14 protein-coding genes and 1 pseudogene are annotated in these 16,684 nt (G+C 56.9%); all 15 read right to left on the bottom strand.

Translation table 11 applies throughout. The features are described 5' to 3' along the window. Window positions 1-165 precede the first annotated feature (165 nt). Window positions 166-1,614 (bottom strand): efflux transporter outer membrane subunit, encoded by a 1,449-nt coding sequence (locus GWQ22_RS18505; protein ID WP_108537279.1) that lies wholly within the window; start codon window positions 1,612-1,614, stop codon window positions 166-168. 118 nt (window positions 1,615-1,732) lie between these two features. After that, the gene (locus tag GWQ22_RS18500) at window positions 1,733-3,367 is read right to left on the bottom strand and encodes a proton-conducting transporter membrane subunit (RefSeq protein ID WP_275931222.1); all 1,635 of its coding nucleotides are present in this window, start codon (window positions 3,365-3,367) and stop codon (window positions 1,733-1,735) included. Next, complete coding sequence (locus tag GWQ22_RS18495; RefSeq protein WP_275931221.1) at window positions 3,367-4,917, bottom strand: proton-conducting transporter membrane subunit; 1,551 nt, start codon at window positions 4,915-4,917, stop codon at window positions 3,367-3,369. Before GWQ22_RS18495 ends, GWQ22_RS18500 begins: the two co-directional genes overlap by 1 nt. Next, window positions 4,918-5,259, bottom strand: a complete 342-nt coding sequence (locus tag GWQ22_RS18490) for an NADH-quinone oxidoreductase subunit K (RefSeq protein WP_275931220.1) — start codon at window positions 5,257-5,259, stop codon at window positions 4,918-4,920. Continuing rightward, window positions 5,256-6,197 (bottom strand): hydrogenase subunit MbhD domain-containing protein, encoded by a 942-nt coding sequence (locus GWQ22_RS18485; protein WP_275931219.1) that lies wholly within the window; start codon window positions 6,195-6,197, stop codon window positions 5,256-5,258. Before GWQ22_RS18485 ends, GWQ22_RS18490 begins: the two co-directional genes overlap by 4 nt. After that, window positions 6,197-6,484: a monovalent cation/H(+) antiporter subunit G gene (locus GWQ22_RS18480; protein ID WP_108537277.1), complete on the bottom strand. Its 288-nt coding sequence runs from the start codon at window positions 6,482-6,484 to the stop codon at window positions 6,197-6,199. The genes GWQ22_RS18485 and GWQ22_RS18480 overlap by 1 nt, the downstream gene beginning before the upstream one ends. Beyond that, window positions 6,481-6,762: a monovalent cation/H+ antiporter complex subunit F gene (locus GWQ22_RS18475; RefSeq protein ID WP_108537276.1), complete on the bottom strand. Its 282-nt coding sequence runs from the start codon at window positions 6,760-6,762 to the stop codon at window positions 6,481-6,483. Before GWQ22_RS18475 ends, GWQ22_RS18480 begins: the two co-directional genes overlap by 4 nt. Next, window positions 6,755-7,255, bottom strand: a complete 501-nt coding sequence (locus GWQ22_RS18470) for a Na+/H+ antiporter subunit E (RefSeq protein ID WP_042038340.1) — start codon at window positions 7,253-7,255, stop codon at window positions 6,755-6,757. The genes GWQ22_RS18475 and GWQ22_RS18470 overlap by 8 nt, the downstream gene beginning before the upstream one ends. A 17-nt stretch (window positions 7,256-7,272) precedes the next feature. Further along, window positions 7,273-7,815, bottom strand: a complete 543-nt coding sequence (locus GWQ22_RS18465; protein WP_275931218.1) for a hypothetical protein — start codon at window positions 7,813-7,815, stop codon at window positions 7,273-7,275. A 59-nt stretch (window positions 7,816-7,874) separates the two neighbouring features. Then, window positions 7,875-10,955: an efflux RND transporter permease subunit gene (locus GWQ22_RS18460; RefSeq protein ID WP_275931217.1), complete on the bottom strand. Its 3,081-nt coding sequence runs from the start codon at window positions 10,953-10,955 to the stop codon at window positions 7,875-7,877. Continuing rightward, window positions 10,952-12,067, bottom strand: a complete 1,116-nt coding sequence (locus GWQ22_RS18455) for an efflux RND transporter periplasmic adaptor subunit (protein ID WP_275931216.1) — start codon at window positions 12,065-12,067, stop codon at window positions 10,952-10,954. The genes GWQ22_RS18460 and GWQ22_RS18455 overlap by 4 nt, the downstream gene beginning before the upstream one ends. 61 nt (window positions 12,068-12,128) lie before the next feature. Next, entirely contained in the window at window positions 12,129-13,766 is a 1,638-nt protein-coding gene (locus GWQ22_RS18450) for an MFS transporter (RefSeq protein WP_209418529.1), read from the bottom strand. A gap of 68 nt (window positions 13,767-13,834) precedes the next feature. Next, window positions 13,835-14,839: a glutaminase A gene (gene glsA, locus GWQ22_RS18445; RefSeq protein ID WP_275931215.1), complete on the bottom strand. Its 1,005-nt coding sequence runs from the start codon at window positions 14,837-14,839 to the stop codon at window positions 13,835-13,837. 31 nt (window positions 14,840-14,870) lie between these two features. After that, the gene (locus GWQ22_RS18440) at window positions 14,871-16,445 is read right to left on the bottom strand and encodes an alpha/beta hydrolase (RefSeq protein WP_219927903.1); all 1,575 of its coding nucleotides are present in this window, start codon (window positions 16,443-16,445) and stop codon (window positions 14,871-14,873) included. A 76-nt stretch (window positions 16,446-16,521) separates the two neighbouring features. After that, window positions 16,522-16,684: pseudogene (locus GWQ22_RS18435) on the bottom strand (IS256 family transposase); the annotation flags it as partial.

Raw genomic sequence — 16,684 nt, 5'->3', positions numbered from 1 at the left:
CAGGACTCTGAGGGTAGAATTGGTCATGGCGTATCACCTCTGTTAATTGAGATTCTTCGCGGGAATCAATCAGCAGGATACGCCACCTTCTCTATCTCCCCCATACACCAGAAATCACCATAACTCACTGACGTTGAGCACCACCACCATACTCGCGTTAGCACGCTATTGTTGTGATGCGGCGCTGCTTAGCCCGCCTTTCGGCTGCACCGTCATCGAAGTTGCAATATCGACCCAGCCACCACCCATGGCCTGATACACGTTAATAAACTGGCTATAGTTGTTGGCCAGCAAGCCGACGGTTGCCAACTCGGCGGCAAATAACTCATTCTCGGCGACCAATACATCCAGATAGCCCGCCACGCCCTTATCAAACCTCAGCCGTGATAACTGCGCCAGTTCACGCAAGGCGGCCACGCGCTGCTGCTGTAGCGCCACTTCGGCGGTTTTCTTCTGTGCTCCGGTGAGCGCATCGTTAGTCTCGCGAAACGCATTCAGAATGGTCTGCTGATACAACAGCAACGCTTGGCGCTTTTGCGCCTCAGCGGAGTACACCTGCCCCTCAATTCCGCCAGCAGTAAACAGCGGACCACTCACACTAGCGGCAATAAATCCGGTACTCGCAGGCCCCGTCAACAACTTAGAAAACTCGCTACTGATACTCCCCAGCGCGCCGGTAATCGACACGCTCGGGTAATACAGAGCACGGGTAGCACCAACATTGGCATTGGCCGCCACTAAGTTTTGCTCGGCTTGGAGAATATCCGGCCGACGTTGCAGCAGTGCGACGGGTAAATCAGCAGGAATTAGCGGGGTGACTAATTGCTCGATACTCTTGCCACGCGGGATCGGCCCCGGATTACGCCCAAGCAGAATAGACAGCAGATTTTCCTGCGCCTCGATGGCCTGCTCAAATGCCGGAATAGCCGCCAATGCCTGCTGATGCTGCGAGGTAATTTGCATCAGCTCGATTTTGCTGACGATGCCGAATTTAAAGCGCAACTCGAACAAGCGCGCCGTGGTGCCGAAGTTCTTTGCCGTCGCCTGGGCGATTTCCAGCTGGCGGTCGAGTGCGCGCAAGCTTATGTAACTGGTGGTCACGCTCGCCACCAACGACAAGGCCACGCCGCGCTGTGCCTGTTCACTGGCGTAAACCTGTGCTTGCGCCGCTTCCGACAAACGCCGTACCCGACCGAATAAATCCAGCTGCCAGGATGCACCAAGTGAGGCCTGGTAAAGCGAAAAATACGGATCGGCATCGGGCGGCAGCGGTGGCTGTCCAAGGCGACTGGCGCGCGAGCGACTGGCATCGCCAGTGTAGCCAACTTGCGGTGATAACTGGGCACGCGTGGCGGTCAAAGCGCCAATAAACTGATCGACCCGCGCCGCCGCCACAGCAACATCAAGATTCTCCCGCAGTGCGCTCTCGACCAATTTGTTCAGTGTCGGATCAGCAAACTGCTCCCACCATTTAGTGTTCGTCAGCTCAGCCATCTGCGCGTAATCGCTACGCCATTGACTGGGTGTTTCGCTGTGCGGGCGCTGGTAGTCGGGACCTACAGTGCAGCCGGAAGAACCGACGACAAGCAGTACTACGAGCAGGTTAATTCTCATCTCAACTTCCTTCTGGTGAGGCGTGACAGCGGCAAACCTGGCGCACACAGCGCAGGACGGGCGGCCCAAACGTATATTGTTGTAGATATAGATAGGTCCAACGCTGACGGCAAGTAACTCATCCGCGCCCCCCGCCATACAGTGTCCAAGCGAATAACAGGCTCAACACCAACAGCGCCATGCAAGCCAAGGCCCAGCGCCGCAGCCACGCATCCAGCGATGTAAACACAAGGCTAACGCCGCCGTTGCGCGGCATCAGCCTACCGAACAACACCGCAATATCGCCTATGGGAACCCGTGGCAAACGCCCGCCCCAATACCACAGAGCAATCGCCGTAATCATGCCTACCAAGGGCGGCCGCAATGCCAGCCACAGCGAGGCCGGCTCAAGCAGGTCGGTCACTGTGCCGGCGGCAACCCACAGATACATCAGCCAAGGGATCAATAACGACGCCAGCGCCAGCACGCACCAAGGTAGCAGCAAGCCCTTGCCCGGCTGCGCCTGCGCGTCCGTGGCGGCAAAGGTTTTCAGGCAATAGACAAAGTGCAACATCAGCAAGGTCGTGCCGGCTGCAGAGACATTCGCCACTGTCGCCGCCAGACCATCGCCCAGCGGCCCCTTCACCGCATACTTGGCCAGCGCGCCGCCCGTCAACGGCAAGCCGCCGAGCCCCAATGCCAGCACGGCCACCACCAACAGCAGCGGCCACAGATGCCGTGCACCTGTCGTGGCAGCCAGTCCGACCGCCAGAAATAAAGTGCCTTTGACCAGCACGTGATGGGCCGCATACCAAACGGCATAGAGTGCCGCGCTGGTTTCGCCAGCCGACAAGCCCATGCCCAAGACAGCCACTATGACGCCCATCTGGCTGACGCTGGAGTAAGCCAGCACCGCCTTCGGATGTTGTTGTGTGATGCCAATAGCCACCCCGTACAGCGCAGTAAACAAGCCTGCCGAAGTTAAGGCAAAACCCCAGTCAGGCAAGGCTGTCTGCAGTGGCAAAAAGCGAATCAGACCGATGATGCCGACCTTGACCACCGCGCCACTCAGCACTGCAGATGCCGGTATCGGGGCAGCCGCATGCGCTAACGGCATCCACACATGCAGCGGCACCAACCCAGCTTTCAGCCCCAGTCCGGCAATCAGCAACCCCAGTGTCACATCACACCACGGCGACTGCCGCAACTCGGCGACCACATCACGGATCAACCAACTGTCGCCTTGGGTGCCCGCCGCCAGCAGGATAAACGCCAACAACACGCAGCTTTCAGCAAACAGAGAAAGGCCCAGATAGGTACCACCGGAGCGCCACGCCGAAGCGCTCTGATCATGCACCACCAAGCCGCAGGCACCGACACCAAGCAGCGCCAGTAGCAGGTAAAAACTAAACATGTCGGCGGCTACAAAGGCCCCCAAACAGCCCATCAGCGTCATCAACCAACAGACCACAAAGCGTCCACAATTGGCGGTACCACGTAAATAGGTGGCAGCATACAGGCCCGCCATGCTCCACAGTAAAGCCGCCACACCGAGTAATATCGCCCCGAGAACATCCAACTGCAGCGCCAACTGCAATCGCCCCTGCCCGACCAGCAATTGGCTATCGACGGCAAATAAAGCCGCCGCCATTGCCGGCAATGGCGCGAACACCAGCAATGCCAATATCCGCTCACGCACGCGGGCCGACAGGCAAGTTGCCAACATCAGCAACGGCAATCCTAAGGTGGTCGCTAATAGCAACTGTCCGAGCATCACGATGCGCCCTCCAACATTGCCACCTGACGACCGATCTGAGTCAGGTCGACCTCGGCAAACGCCACCAGCCCCAGCAAGGCCGAACACAGGGCTAGCACTAGCACCGTCAACTCGCGAGAACGAGCGACTGGGGCGCACAGTAGCAACGGCACCAAGGGTGCGCGCAGCGCCTGCGCCAACACAACAAACAGGTAAGCACTGGTGAGCAAGCCCCCCACCAGCAACACCAACGCCCACCACCACTGGCCACTGATAACGGCAGCCGACAGCAGCAACCATTTGGCCAGAAAGCCGCCGGAGGGAGGCAGGCCGATAAGCGTTATGCCGCCCAGTGCAAAAGCCATCACGGTGACAGGCAACGCTCGGGCCACACCGGCAAAATCGGCGATCCGATCATGGCCTAGCGCAGCACTGATTAAACCGGCGGCCATAAACATCGCGGCCTTCGCCGTGGCATGGGAAATCGCTTGTAGCATGCCCCCTGTCAAGGCAAGCCCGTTTTCGATGTGCCCGCTCAAAGCGCTAAATGCCAGCGGAAACAGCAAAAATAGATAACCAATCTGGGCCACCGTGGAATAGGCGATCAGTAATTTCAAGCGTGCTTGGCGCAGCGCCATTAGATTGCCAAACACGATCGCAGCAGCACCGAGCGCTCCCAACAGTTGCGACGCTGAGAACGTCACCACGGCTGGCAGTACATCGAACCACAAACGCACGACTAAAAACCAAGAGCCCTTGATCACCAAGGCCGACAACAGCGCACTGGCCGCCGCCGGCGCACCGGCATGTGCGGGCGGCAGCCAAATATGCAGCGGAAACAGCGCCGTTTTGGCCAGCAAACCGACCGTCATCAATGCCGCGGCAACACCGACTAGTAGGCCCGGCTCAGCCACGGCGGCCAAGAGGGCGATATCCAAGGTGCCATAGGCGCCATACAAGAGCACAGCCCCCAGCAAGTAGAGCATCGAGCCCAGCAGTGCGAACAACAGATAACGCAACGCCGCACGCAGCGTCTCGCCACGGCCGTCTAAGCACACCAATGGCACTGCAGAGAAGGTCAACAACTCGAGGGCGACATACAAGGTGAACAGGTCGGCACTCACCAGCACCAGGTTGAGCGCGCCCCAGATCGCCAGTAGCAGCAACCAAAAACTAAAGCCGGCGCGCTGCAGTGATTCGCCACGGCGAGCACCAAAGTCTGCGCCGCCGTAAACGCCCACAGCGCAAACCACTACCGCGGTCGCCAGCAACATCGCCACTGATAAGCCATCGGCACGCAAGGCGACCCCTAATGGCGGGGCCCAGCCTCCCAGCACGTACACCAGCGCGGTGTTCGTTTTCAGCAGTACAACGCCGCAGGCCAGTGCAATTGCCAGGCCCAACAGAAGCGCTAGTTGGGTCACCCGTTGCGCGTGACGAGCACCACAGAGCACACCGAACATCATGCCCACAAACGGCAACAGCACAGCCAGCACCAACAGCAAACCGGCGTCCGAAGTGCTCGTCGAGATATTCAATAAAACCGGCATAGCGGCAGACACTGGCATTTACACCTCACCGGCCGCAGAGTCCGCCTTGCTCGGCGCGTGATCATTCAGGATTACCGCACCGGTGACGGCAAACAGCCGCAACAGCAAGGCCACCGCCAGTGCCGTGGCTGAAAACGCCACCACGATACCGGTAATCAACAAGGCCTGCGGTACTGGGTCGCCGCCCATACCCAGCGCGGCGCCCCGGCGGGCAATACTACCAAACAACATAAACACACCACTGCTAAGCAGGTTAAACGCCAGTATTTTGCGCAACGGATGTGGGTTAACAATCAGTCCGTACAAGCCAATGCCAATAAGTGCAGCGGCGCACAGGCCAAATAACGTCGGGGTGTTCATGGGCATGCCTTGCGTTGCGGTGTGCCGAGCAACAATAAACCGAGCACTAGCGTCAGCGACGGCATCAACGCCAGCTCAATGGCAATAATTAAGGGTTTGGCCAGCCCGGGCGGATAGCCCAGAAACGCGCCCGCGCTCAGCACGCCAACCAAGCCGATGGCAATAAACACCAGTGGGCCGCAGACTAAGCCGATACGCAGCCATGTCCGACTAATCGGCGGGGCATCCTGTAGGCCCGCCAGCATGACCAGCAACCACATGGCCGCAAGTACTGTAGCACCTTGAAATTTACCGCCCGGGTGGTCGGCGCCAACCCAGAAGATATAACCGCCAGCAACAATGCCAACCGGAACCATCAAACGCGCCGCATAGGCCAAAATACCATTAGTTTCTAGTTGCTGAGCCAGGCTAGGTCGACCATCCCATACTGACTCTGGGGCCAACGACCAAACGCCAATCAGCGCCAGCAATAGCACTATGGCCTCCAGCAAGGTGTCTAACGAGCGAAAAGCCAGTAGCACAGCAGTGATAGGATTGCCCACCCCAGTGGCATCTATATTGGCCACCACCGCATGCGCCAGCGTCGGTGCCGGGTCGGGCAGTGCCAGCACGCAGAGCGCCAGCAGTAGCGTAACTGCCAGCGACAGCCCGCCAGCCAGCCAACGCAGCCACACGCTTGGCCGTACGGCATAAATGGAGGCCTCTGCGGCGCGCAAGCGCGTCACTGCGCCAATAAGCAATACGCCTGTCAGCCCCCCGCCGATAGCGGCTTCGGTGAGCGCGATGTCGATGCCCTGTAACTGGACCCAAACCAACGCCAACAATAAGCCATAAACCATAAAACCGGCGACGGCGGCGAACGCCTCACGCGCAACTATGACCCAAATGGCCAAACCGAGGATTAGCAGCGCCAGACTGCCATTCAGTAGGTTAAGCATCACCACTCCCTGCGCTTGATGGCACGCGCGATCAGCTGCGAGATGATCGACGCCGATAGCAACACCAATAACCAAATACTCAACACTTTAAGGCCGGCAAACCAACTGTCCATCTGCGGCAACAGCCCAAGCACGACAAAGCCCAGACCTAGGTTATCAGCCTTGGTGAGGGCATGCAGGCGGGTGAAGGAATCAGGAAAGCGTAACAAACCAAGACTGCCAACAAAAAAGAAAAAACCACCCGCCAACACCGCGAGCACGCTCCAAGCATCGAGAAAAATACTCATTGCCGATCCTCGGGTGGCGCGTTGCGCGAAGCGTCTGGGGCGGTAACGAACGCACAGGTGGCAAACACCGCCAGCAGTGCCAGTGTCAGCGCCACATCAACAGTTGCCGGCTCGGCAGTGGCCACCCCAACTAACAACAACACAGCAATACCACCCGTGCCCAGCAACTGCACCGCCATCATCCGGTCAGCCGGCCCCGGCCCGCGCAAGATTCGTAACAAGCCCAAGGCAACTGCCACAAGGATAAATACCGCCGCACCCAACAAGAACTCAGACATGCGCTTTCCCCACTACCAACGCCTTGGCAAACAACCGCTCCTCGGCGTATAGCTGCTCGACCAACGGCTGGGCTAGGTCGAGGCAGTGATACACCAACACCTTATCGTCAGCGCCCTCACCGACCGACACAGAACCGGGCAGCAAACTCATAATGGTGGCGAAGGTATTGCGCGCAAAACCCGGCGGAAACCCGACCGGGCAATTAACCAAACCAGGATTGAGCGGCAATTTTGGATCCAGCGCGCGCCGCGCCACGTCAACTCCAGCAAGTAAAGACTCGTAAATAAAGTGCGGTACCAATTGCAGCAATTTGCTCACCCGTAAACTCTCCGCGTCAACGGGCAACAGCCGCATACTGACCCAGGTCGCGGCCCCCGCAAGCAGCAGACCAAAGGTCAGATCTGCAAGCGAAAAACTTGGCAACAACAGCAGCCAAAAACCGAAATAAGCCACGCCGCGCTGCCATGCAATTGACGCCCTAGGTACACCCATCGCCCGCCTCCACTGCGTCATAACGCTGGTTGTTCCACTACGCAAGCACTTGCCGTATTGGCACAGAAAACCTGCACATCCATCACACTAAGGCGGTCATACAAACGAGCATCGGCGCGGATCGGCCACCAGTCGTAGAGAAAAATCGCAATCGGCTGACAGAGTGCCACCGTGGCGGCAATCAATAAGCTCTCGTTAATTAACCAGAAGAGCCCCTCGTGCGGGATTAGCTCAGAGACAAACTCACTAAAGCCGTTCACCGCACTCAGAAAAACCAACGCGATAACCAAAGTGATGCGCCCGGTGCGCAGTAGCTTTTTCAGCTCTTTGCGCGAAGCCTGCGCCCGACCGCGAAAATACTCATGCACCGCTTGCGTCACGATCGTCGTAGTGTCACCGCTGGTGTTCTCTCGCCCCAGATGTACCGCTAAGCCCAGCGACTTTCGCCCCGAGACCTCATACGCCCAGTCGAGGATGTACTGCGCCGCCTCGGGGTCAATATCACGCTCGCGAAACGGTGCCGGGTCCATTGAGTTAAACAGCTGTCGGGTGTCGTCCAAATACAACTCTAAGACCTCGCGCATCGCCGCAGCAGCGGGCGCAGTTAATGGGCTTGAGCTCAATCCGTAATACCCATCGCGGCTTCATCAACAACCGTACCGGGAAGTGTTTGCTCATGGCCAAACACTGCCACATACAGCGTCGGCAAAAACACCAACGTCAGCAGCGTTGCCACTAACAAACCACCCATGATGGCGAACGCCATCGGCCCCCAAAATACGGTCGGAGCAATGGGGATCAAGCCCAGGATGGTTGAGAAGGCAGCCAACATCATCGGCCGCATCCGCGAGGTCGCTGATGCGATGACGGCATCGTAGACACTCTTCCCTTCGGCGCGATCGGTTTCGATCTGCACAATCAGAATCACCGCGTTCTTGGCGATCATACCGATCAAGGCCAAAACACCGAGAATGGCAACGAAGCCAAGCGGCTGATCAAAGGTCAGCAACGTCAGCACCACGCCTATCAGCCCCAGCGGTAAAACGCACACCACCATCACTAACCGGCGAAAGCTAACAAGCATCACCATCATGACTACCAGCATCAGCAAGATCATCAGCGGCACTACGGCGAACACCGAAGCGCGGGACTCTTTGCTCTCCTCGTACAGCCCACCGGTTTCGACCTTGTAAGGCTTGGGCAGCTTGGCAGCAAATGCGGCGACCTGCGGTGCCAACGCCTCCACTACTGTGTCTGGCATCTCCCCACTGATCACATCGGCGCGCACAGTCAAGGTCGGTACCCGGTCGCGGCGCCACACCAAAGGAAACTCCTGCTCCTCAACAAAGGTCGAGAACTGGCTCAACGGCACCATCCGCCCACTCGGGGTCGGCACCTGCAGCGAGCTGAGCGTTTCCAGTGAGGCGCGCTGTTCGTCAATGGCGCGGGCCACAACGTTTACTAGGTAAATATCGTCACGAACCTGCGTCACAGTCGTGCCTGTCACGGCGGCATTGAGCACACCGGCCAGCGCACTCGAACTGATGCCCAGTTGACGGGCCTCTTCTTGATTAACGCGCACATGAATCTGCCGCGCTGGCTCCATCCAGTCGAAGTTAACGTGCCGGGCGCGGGCGTCCGCACCGATCAGCACAGCCAAGTCGAGGGCAATGGCACGCACCTTATCGTTGTCTGGTCCGCTCACCCTATACTGCAAGGGCCACCCCACAGGTGGGCCTAGCTCGAGAGGGGAGACCCGTGCTACTACATCAGGAAACTGCTCAGCGAGAAGTTTCTCCAATTTAACCTGCAGCCGTTCTCGCGCTTCAATATCTTTAGCCACCACCACCAATTGAGCGAAGAACGGATTAGCCAGCTGAACATTTAAGGTCAGGATAAAACGCACCGCCCCTTGGCCAACATAGGTACTGAAGTGCTCAACATCGGGATCATCTTTAAGGAACGCTTCGAGCCGCTGGGCTTGCACCTCAGTGGCATAGATAGAAGCGTTCTGGCGCAGGCTCAAATCCACCGTCAATTCAGGGCGATCAGAGGCGGGGAAAAACTGCTGCGAAACGAACTGCGACAAGAATAAGGTAATGACGAAAGCCCCCAGCGTCAGGCCGATGGTCAACCATTTGGCGCGGATCGCCGCACGCAAGAAAGCACCATAAGCATTTAGTAACTTACTCGGCTTGGCTTGTAACTCGGCCTTAGGTGTCTTGAGTATCGCTTTACCAATCAAGGGTGCAAAAATCACCGCCACCAGCCACGAGACGATCAGCGAAATACCCACCACTGAGAAAATCGAAAAAGTGTACTCACCCGCCGAGCTCTGGGCAAAACCAATGGGTACAAAACTGGCGATGGTCACCAGCGTCCCTATCAGCATCGGGGCAGCCAAGGTGCGATAAGCGAAAGTGGCGGCCTCATCTTTACTGTCCCCAGCAGCCAAGCGCCGCATCATGGCATCGACCGTGGTCATGGCATCATCGACCAACAGACCAAGGGCGATAATCAATGCGCCTAGAGATATCCGGTGCAGATCGATATTGACGATATCCATCACGGCAAACACGATCACCAACGTCAGCGGAATCGCCAATGCTACTACGGTGCCGGGCCGAATCCCCAAGCTGAGAAAGCTGCAACCAAGAATGATTACGATAGCCTGCCAAAGCGAGGTCATAAAATCGCCAATTGCCACATCCACCGTAACGGCCTGATCGGCCACCAGTGTCGGTTCAATGCCCACCGGCAAACCGGCGGTAATATCGGCCATTTCGGCGCGAATACTGCTCCCCAATTGGAGAATGTCACCTGCGTCGCGCATGGCAATTGCTAAGCCAATAGCCGGTTGGCCATTGATACGAAACATCGGCTGCGGCGGGTCGACGTTGCCTCTGCGCACGCTGGCAATATCGCCAAGACGAATAATCCGCCCGCCAGCAACAATGGTCATGGCTTCAATATCACGCTCAGAATCCAGCGCACCACTAACACGCAAAAACACTCGCTCGTGCTCAGACTGAATCACGCCCGACGGGGTTACCAAGTTTTGCGCCTGCAGTGAGGCTAAAATCGCCGGTAGGTCAAGGCGCAAGCCAGCCAAGCGTTCGGTGGAGAACTCGATAAATATTTGCTCATCTTGAGCGCCCAACACTTCTATCTTGGAAACGTCCGGCACCTGTAGCAGCCGTGAGCGGGCGCTTTCGACGTAATCACGCAACTCGCGGAAGGTAAAACCGTCGGCCGTAAACCCATAAATAATGCCGAAAGTGCTGCCAAAGTCATCATTGAAGAATGGCCCGACCACACCCGATGGCAGGGTATGACGCATATCACCAATATTTTTACGTACCTGATACCAAACATCTTCAACCTCGGCGGGCGGGGTTGACTGCTTCAGGTCGACAAAAATCGTGGCCTGGCCCGCAGTGGTGTAACTGCGCACCCGCTCAAGATGATCCGTCTCTTGTAAGGTGCGCTCGAGGCGCTCAGTAACCTGCAGCAGGGTTTCCTCAACCGTCGCCCCTGGCCACGCAGCTCCGACCACCATGCTCCTGAAGGTAAACGCAGGGTCCTCGCCACGGCCCAAGTTAGTAAACGATAGCGTCCCCGCCACCACGGAGAGAATCATCAAAAACACCACCAACGAGCGCTTCGAAAGCGCCCACTCAGACAGATTCGGACCTATCACGATTTACTCGCCTCTAGCAGACGGACCTTCTGGCCCGGACGTAGCGCCTGCACTCCGGCAGTCACAACCACATCACCAGGGTTAAGCCCTGCACCAACCTGGACCTTGGCCGTATCTTGGCCGCGCACCTCGATAGTGCGTAGCGACACTGTCAGTGCCTGCGCGTCGACCACCCATACTGCAGGTTTGCCACCCGCACGGGTTAACGCCGAGGCGGGAACCTCAATGCCGGAAGCCACTGACAGTTTTAAACGCCCAGTCACAGTGCTACCTAAGCGCATCGCCGGTGGTGGATTAAGCAGTCCAATACGCACAGCGAAAGTGCCCGTTACCGGGTCGGCACGGGGCGAAATTTCACGCACCTTGCCTACGGCGGTAACCTGTGGGTCGCTGGTTAAAAAGACCGTGATCTCCGAGTTGCTCTGGGCGCTGTCTTTGATCTGTGCTGGCACGCCAAATACCGCATCACGTGCACCATCGCGCGCAACCTGAACAACCATCCGCCCTGCCCCGACCACCTCGCCCGCCTCAGGACCACGTGCCGTCACCACACCAGCCACATCAGACAAGAGACGCGTATAGCTCAAGCGGTTCTTCGCCAAGTCAACCTGCGCCTTCACTGCCTTAACCTGTGCATCTGCCGTCCCCAAAAGCGCCTCGGCTTGGTCATAAGTAGCCCGCGATACAGCATCCTGGGCGACCAGCTCACGCATACGCCCGTAGTTGTTACGCGCCTCAATCAACTGCGCGCGAGCCGCGGCCAACTGAGCGCGCGCCGCCTGTAGACCACGCTCCTCATCTTGCTGATCGAGCCGAGCAATCAGTTGACCAGCCTTGACGCTATCGCCAATATCCACTGTGCGCATGATCATTCGACCGTCGATACGAAACGACAAGTTGATTTCAGCCTGCGCCTGCACTGTGCCAGTCAACGACAACGCGCCATTGCTGTCACGACTTTCGATGGTCATCACGCGAACCGGGCGAATCTCCGCTTGCAGCTCTTCGCCCTCCCGCTGGCAGCCCGTGACTAGTGCCAGAGAAGCAAGCGCGAGTACAGCGGTCGCGGCATGTAAATGGCCAACACGCGTGGCAAGGTAATTCACAAACACAGAACGACTCCTTTCAATGGTATTGGCACTTGTTCGAGCGGGCGCAGTCAGCCATCAATCATTAAACCTTGGGTGGCTGTCCACTGGGACCTTGACCACGAATATAACCCGGTAACCGGCCGCTCGGTACTATGACTAAAAGAGCCAGCGCCGCCATTAACAGAAATGTCAGTTTCAGCGCTTTAAGGCGTGCCTCAGCGTTAATTCTCACGGCCTCGTCAACCTGCTCCGAGGTTGCCGTGGTTCGCGACATAACACCGAGCAAGCGATCGTTACTGACGAAGGTGGCCCGATCGAGATCAACCTGTTCAATCAGGGCTGCAGGAATAGTCGGATTCTCAACCAAGGCGCTATTAATATTCATGCTCAGGATACCCACCACCAATGCACCGGCAATGGCACTGCCAACACCTGCCGATAAATTATTCACCGTGCCACGCAGCGATCCCACGTCACCAGCCAATTCTTTTGGCGATGAGGTGACCAACACGTTAAATAGCAGCGTAACCAACGCACCTTGGCCCAAACCGAACATGACTAGGCCCAGCACAACCAACCAGTTGCTCCAGTCGTTTTTCATCACGAAGGCCAGCAGCGCCATCGCAATCGACACCAACACGAAAGAATAACGGGCGATCTGGCGGGGCGCCAGTCGATCATAAAGGCCAACGACAAGAATAGCCGCAGTAAACACTGACAGTTGGTAAGGGATCATCGCCACTGCGGTGTCGAAACTAGAACGCCCCTGGACCATTTGGATATACAACGGCACGAGGAAGGTCAATGCATTACCCAAGATCACAATCGACATCATCGAATACACCGCCGCCCGTTCCTGTGGCGACTGGATAACTTCAAGGGCTAACAAGGGCGTTTCGTGACGTGCCTGGCGACGCTGCGCCCAAGCCACGAACAACTGAATACCCACCAAACCGACAATCAGCATGAGCAACGCCGGTGATAGCCCCAGCACATTGAACGGTGCAAGTGTATTGGCCAGCATCAGCCCCCAATTGTTCAGGTTGTTGACCCCAAGGCTGATCAGGATGACCGAGGTTGCGGCCAGGATCACCCCGACACCGTCAATTTTCACTTCAGGCACCTTGGCAACGGGCTTGAGTCGCAGAGTAAGAAACAGGGTTATCGCGGAAAACGGGATAACCAGTCCAAACGCATAGCGCCAGCCAAGGTAGGTACCGACCACACCAGCCACAAAGAAGGCGGTTACCGTCGCCATAGCCTGCACGGCCCCCAGAATACCCAGCGCTTTGGCTTGCTGCTTGCCGGAGTAATTGTTGGCAATCAGTACTACCAAGGTTGGCACTATGGCGGCCGCAGCCAAGCCAGCGATGCCTTGCGCGGCAATCATCACGGCTACATTGGGGCTGAAGGTCATCATCACCATCGACCCGCACAAAACAACAGTTGCCAAACGAAATACCGTGAGCGCCCCAAACATCTGACTGAGTTTAGCGCCGAGCATAATAAAACCGGCAACCGCCAGAGAGTACGCCACGATAGCAGTCGCCACCGTCGTTGGGGCCGTATTGAACTCCTCGACAATACCGCCAATAGATACCGGCAAAGCGTTGATATTCAACGACATTTGTGCTTGTCCCATCGAGATGATAATCATCGGAAGCCAAGATGCTTGCTGCTCCGTTTGCTCACCCATGCCTGCAGAGAACGCCTTAGTCATAATGTTTCATCCCTGGATAATTACGCCAAGCCGAGTGACTGGCGAGATACATCGATACACCCAACCACTCAATGGTCAGGCTTAGAGGCAAACAGGTTCAAACCCATCCGTTCTGAGAGAAACTTCGCCACCCGCTGTCCTTTAATGCTGTTGCCGGCCTCATCGAGCGCAGGCGAAAACGAGCCCACCCCCCCCTTACCCGGCACCACGGTAACAATGCCACCGCTAACACCGCTCTTGCCCGGCAAACCTATTTCATACAGCCAGTCACCCGAAAGCTCATACAGCCCGGCGGTTGCCAGCACCGCCAGTACACGCTTACAGATCGAGGCATCCACCACCCGCTCTTCGGTAATAGGGTTGACCCCGCCATCCGCCAACGTCGCCCCCATGATGGCAAGGTCACGAGCCGAGACGTTCAGCGAACATTGCTTGGTGTAAATATCGGTGGCTTCGAGGGCGTCGAAATACATCCGATCGTAGCCCTCCAGCAATTTGGCTATGCCGCGATTACGTAGATTAGTGGCGGCTTCAGAGTCGTAAACTTCGCGATTGAGGGTGAGTTTTCGGCCGGCAAAACGCGACAGGCCATCTTCGATAAACTGCCATTTTTCATCGGCGTTAGCGCCTGGCGCGAGGCTGGTGGCTGCGATAGCCCCAGCGTTGACCATCGGGTTCATGGTTCGGTCTTGGTTGAGCTCGACCGCCATCACCGAATTAAAGGGCAGCCCGGTGGCATTCACGCCGAGCTTAGTGCGCGCCTCGGCTTCGCCAATCGCCTGACAAATCAGAGCGAACACAAAGGGCTTGGAGACGCTCTGAATGGTAAACTCATAGGAAACATCGCCAGCCGTATAAACCGCCCCGCCAACTCCCACAACACAGATACCAAAAAGCTCACGCGGCACTTTAGCCAAGGCCGGAATGTAATCGGCCACCCGTCCCTCATCCAGCGACCGATAACGCTCGTACGCCTCGGCCACCAATGACTCTATCTGTTCGGCAGGTGGCAAATGTCCGGTCGACACGGACTCAAGTAGAGCATTTTCATCAAGTGGAATCCGTGTGTGCATGCCGTGCTCCTATTTCGCTGGACGATTTTACTTACTCGGGACTATTCGCACCGTTAGCACTTGGTGCCGCCGTGCTGCGGCCACCGCCAAGACCCTCTTCGATACGTTTAAGCATGTAAGAAAAGAAAGGATTGGAAGACATCCGCGTTAGCGAGTCCATGCTCACGATCAGCGTACCGCGCTCCCCGCGTGCCGCCATCGCGCCTAAATTAACGCCGTAATCGAGGTTATCTCCAGGGGTTAAACCATACAATGAATCGTCGAGCGGAAATGGCAGCGCTAGATGCGACAAGGAAAAAACTTCACGCGGGTAAACCAAGCCCAAGGCACGCGTTTGCCCCTTTGTTGAACCTGCCGGGGTGGTGCGCTCCATAACCTCTGCTTGGTTAGGGCTAATGTTACTAATAACGGTCGCGGTATAGGCACGCGGCGGCGCAGGTAATAAACGTTTCAGCACGGTATCGTTACTCACGCGCAGTAGCGGGCCAATCTTAGTATTGCGGTTGATGTCAAACAACACCAACTCACTGCCATTGGCAGGCAGATGAGCATAGAGCGCGTTGATGATTGCCCGCGTGCTAACGGTAAAGTCGACCACCGACTGAAAGGTTAGTATTGGGGCCAATTCGCTCAAGCGACCTTCACTCTCATAGCGCGCGATGCGCTGCTGCAACTCGTTCGACATCAGCGCAGTCTGGCGCGCCGCATTAACCGGAAATGAGTTGTATTTAAACGGATTAAACTCCGGGACTATATTCAACCATGCGGCCTTGGCAAACGCGGGAAATACTGCAGGCCAGCCCATCATGCCGGCAAATCGCGCCATACTGGTGATGCCGATCATTGGCGAGATCAGCACAATGCGATCTGGGCGAGCCAGCGCCTTATCGGAGAGAGCTTCAAGGGCATAATTCATCGCCAACGCGCCGCCATTGGAGAAACCGATAATATGCAGAGGCGTAGACGCGCCACCCAGTCGACGCGCTTCACGCGCAGCCATCCGGGTCGCTGCCGCCCACTGCTGCCACTCAACCTTGGTCAAGCCGCCCGGAACAGTACCATGCCCCGGCATCCGCGCAGCAACTACCACATAACCATCGGCCTGATAGCGCAAGGCAATGTGACGCAGACTGTAAGGCGAGTCGGTCAGACCGTGCAGCAACACCACCGCACCTATGGGCGTGCCCGTCGGCATCATGATGTAAGAGTGGTTCCAGTTATTGGCAAAGTTACCGGGATAAATTGGGCTATCGACAAAATAACGGTCGCTGGCATTGCGCGACTCGGGATCCAACCGATCACTCACCTCGGTACGTACCTCGGCAAAAATTCGCTCTTCGGCGCTCACGTACTGAGCCCAGTCAGCCATATCAATCTGCTCGACCGTCAATTCATGCGGCACAAAAGTATGCCAAAGCTCCAATGGCGCACCGCGCTGCGAGTCATAAGCACGCACACCCAATATCGTCAGCACGCTGACGCCTAGCACCAACGCTGCCCATTTAAATGTTTTCAGTGTTGCTCTTATCATCGGTTTTATCTCGTGCAATAGCGCAATAATAGACAGTGATGCAATGACAGAAGTCGCGGCAATAATAGATGGCAAAGCCAATTAGACCTAAAGGATTTAATTGCTATCAGGGTGCTCTAGAGCTATTGTCAAATCTGGTGTATGGAGTCGGTCAGGCGGCATTCCTGTCTGACTCATCCAGCACCTGTACTCCGTCCTTGAATTTCACGTTGTTCGCTACCAACGTCAGCAGCGCAAATCCCTTGAGTCGCTTCCACTTCTTCTGGGCCACTTCAAGCAGCTTGTAAACCATCGCCAGCGTGGTCTCCCGAGAC

This window comes from Aeromonas sp. 1HA1 (genome assembly GCF_029237385.1).
In the GTDB taxonomy this organism is placed as follows: Bacteria; Pseudomonadota; Gammaproteobacteria; order Enterobacterales; family Aeromonadaceae; genus Aeromonas; species Aeromonas popoffii.
This window is presented reverse-complemented; position numbering and strand designations above follow the sequence as displayed.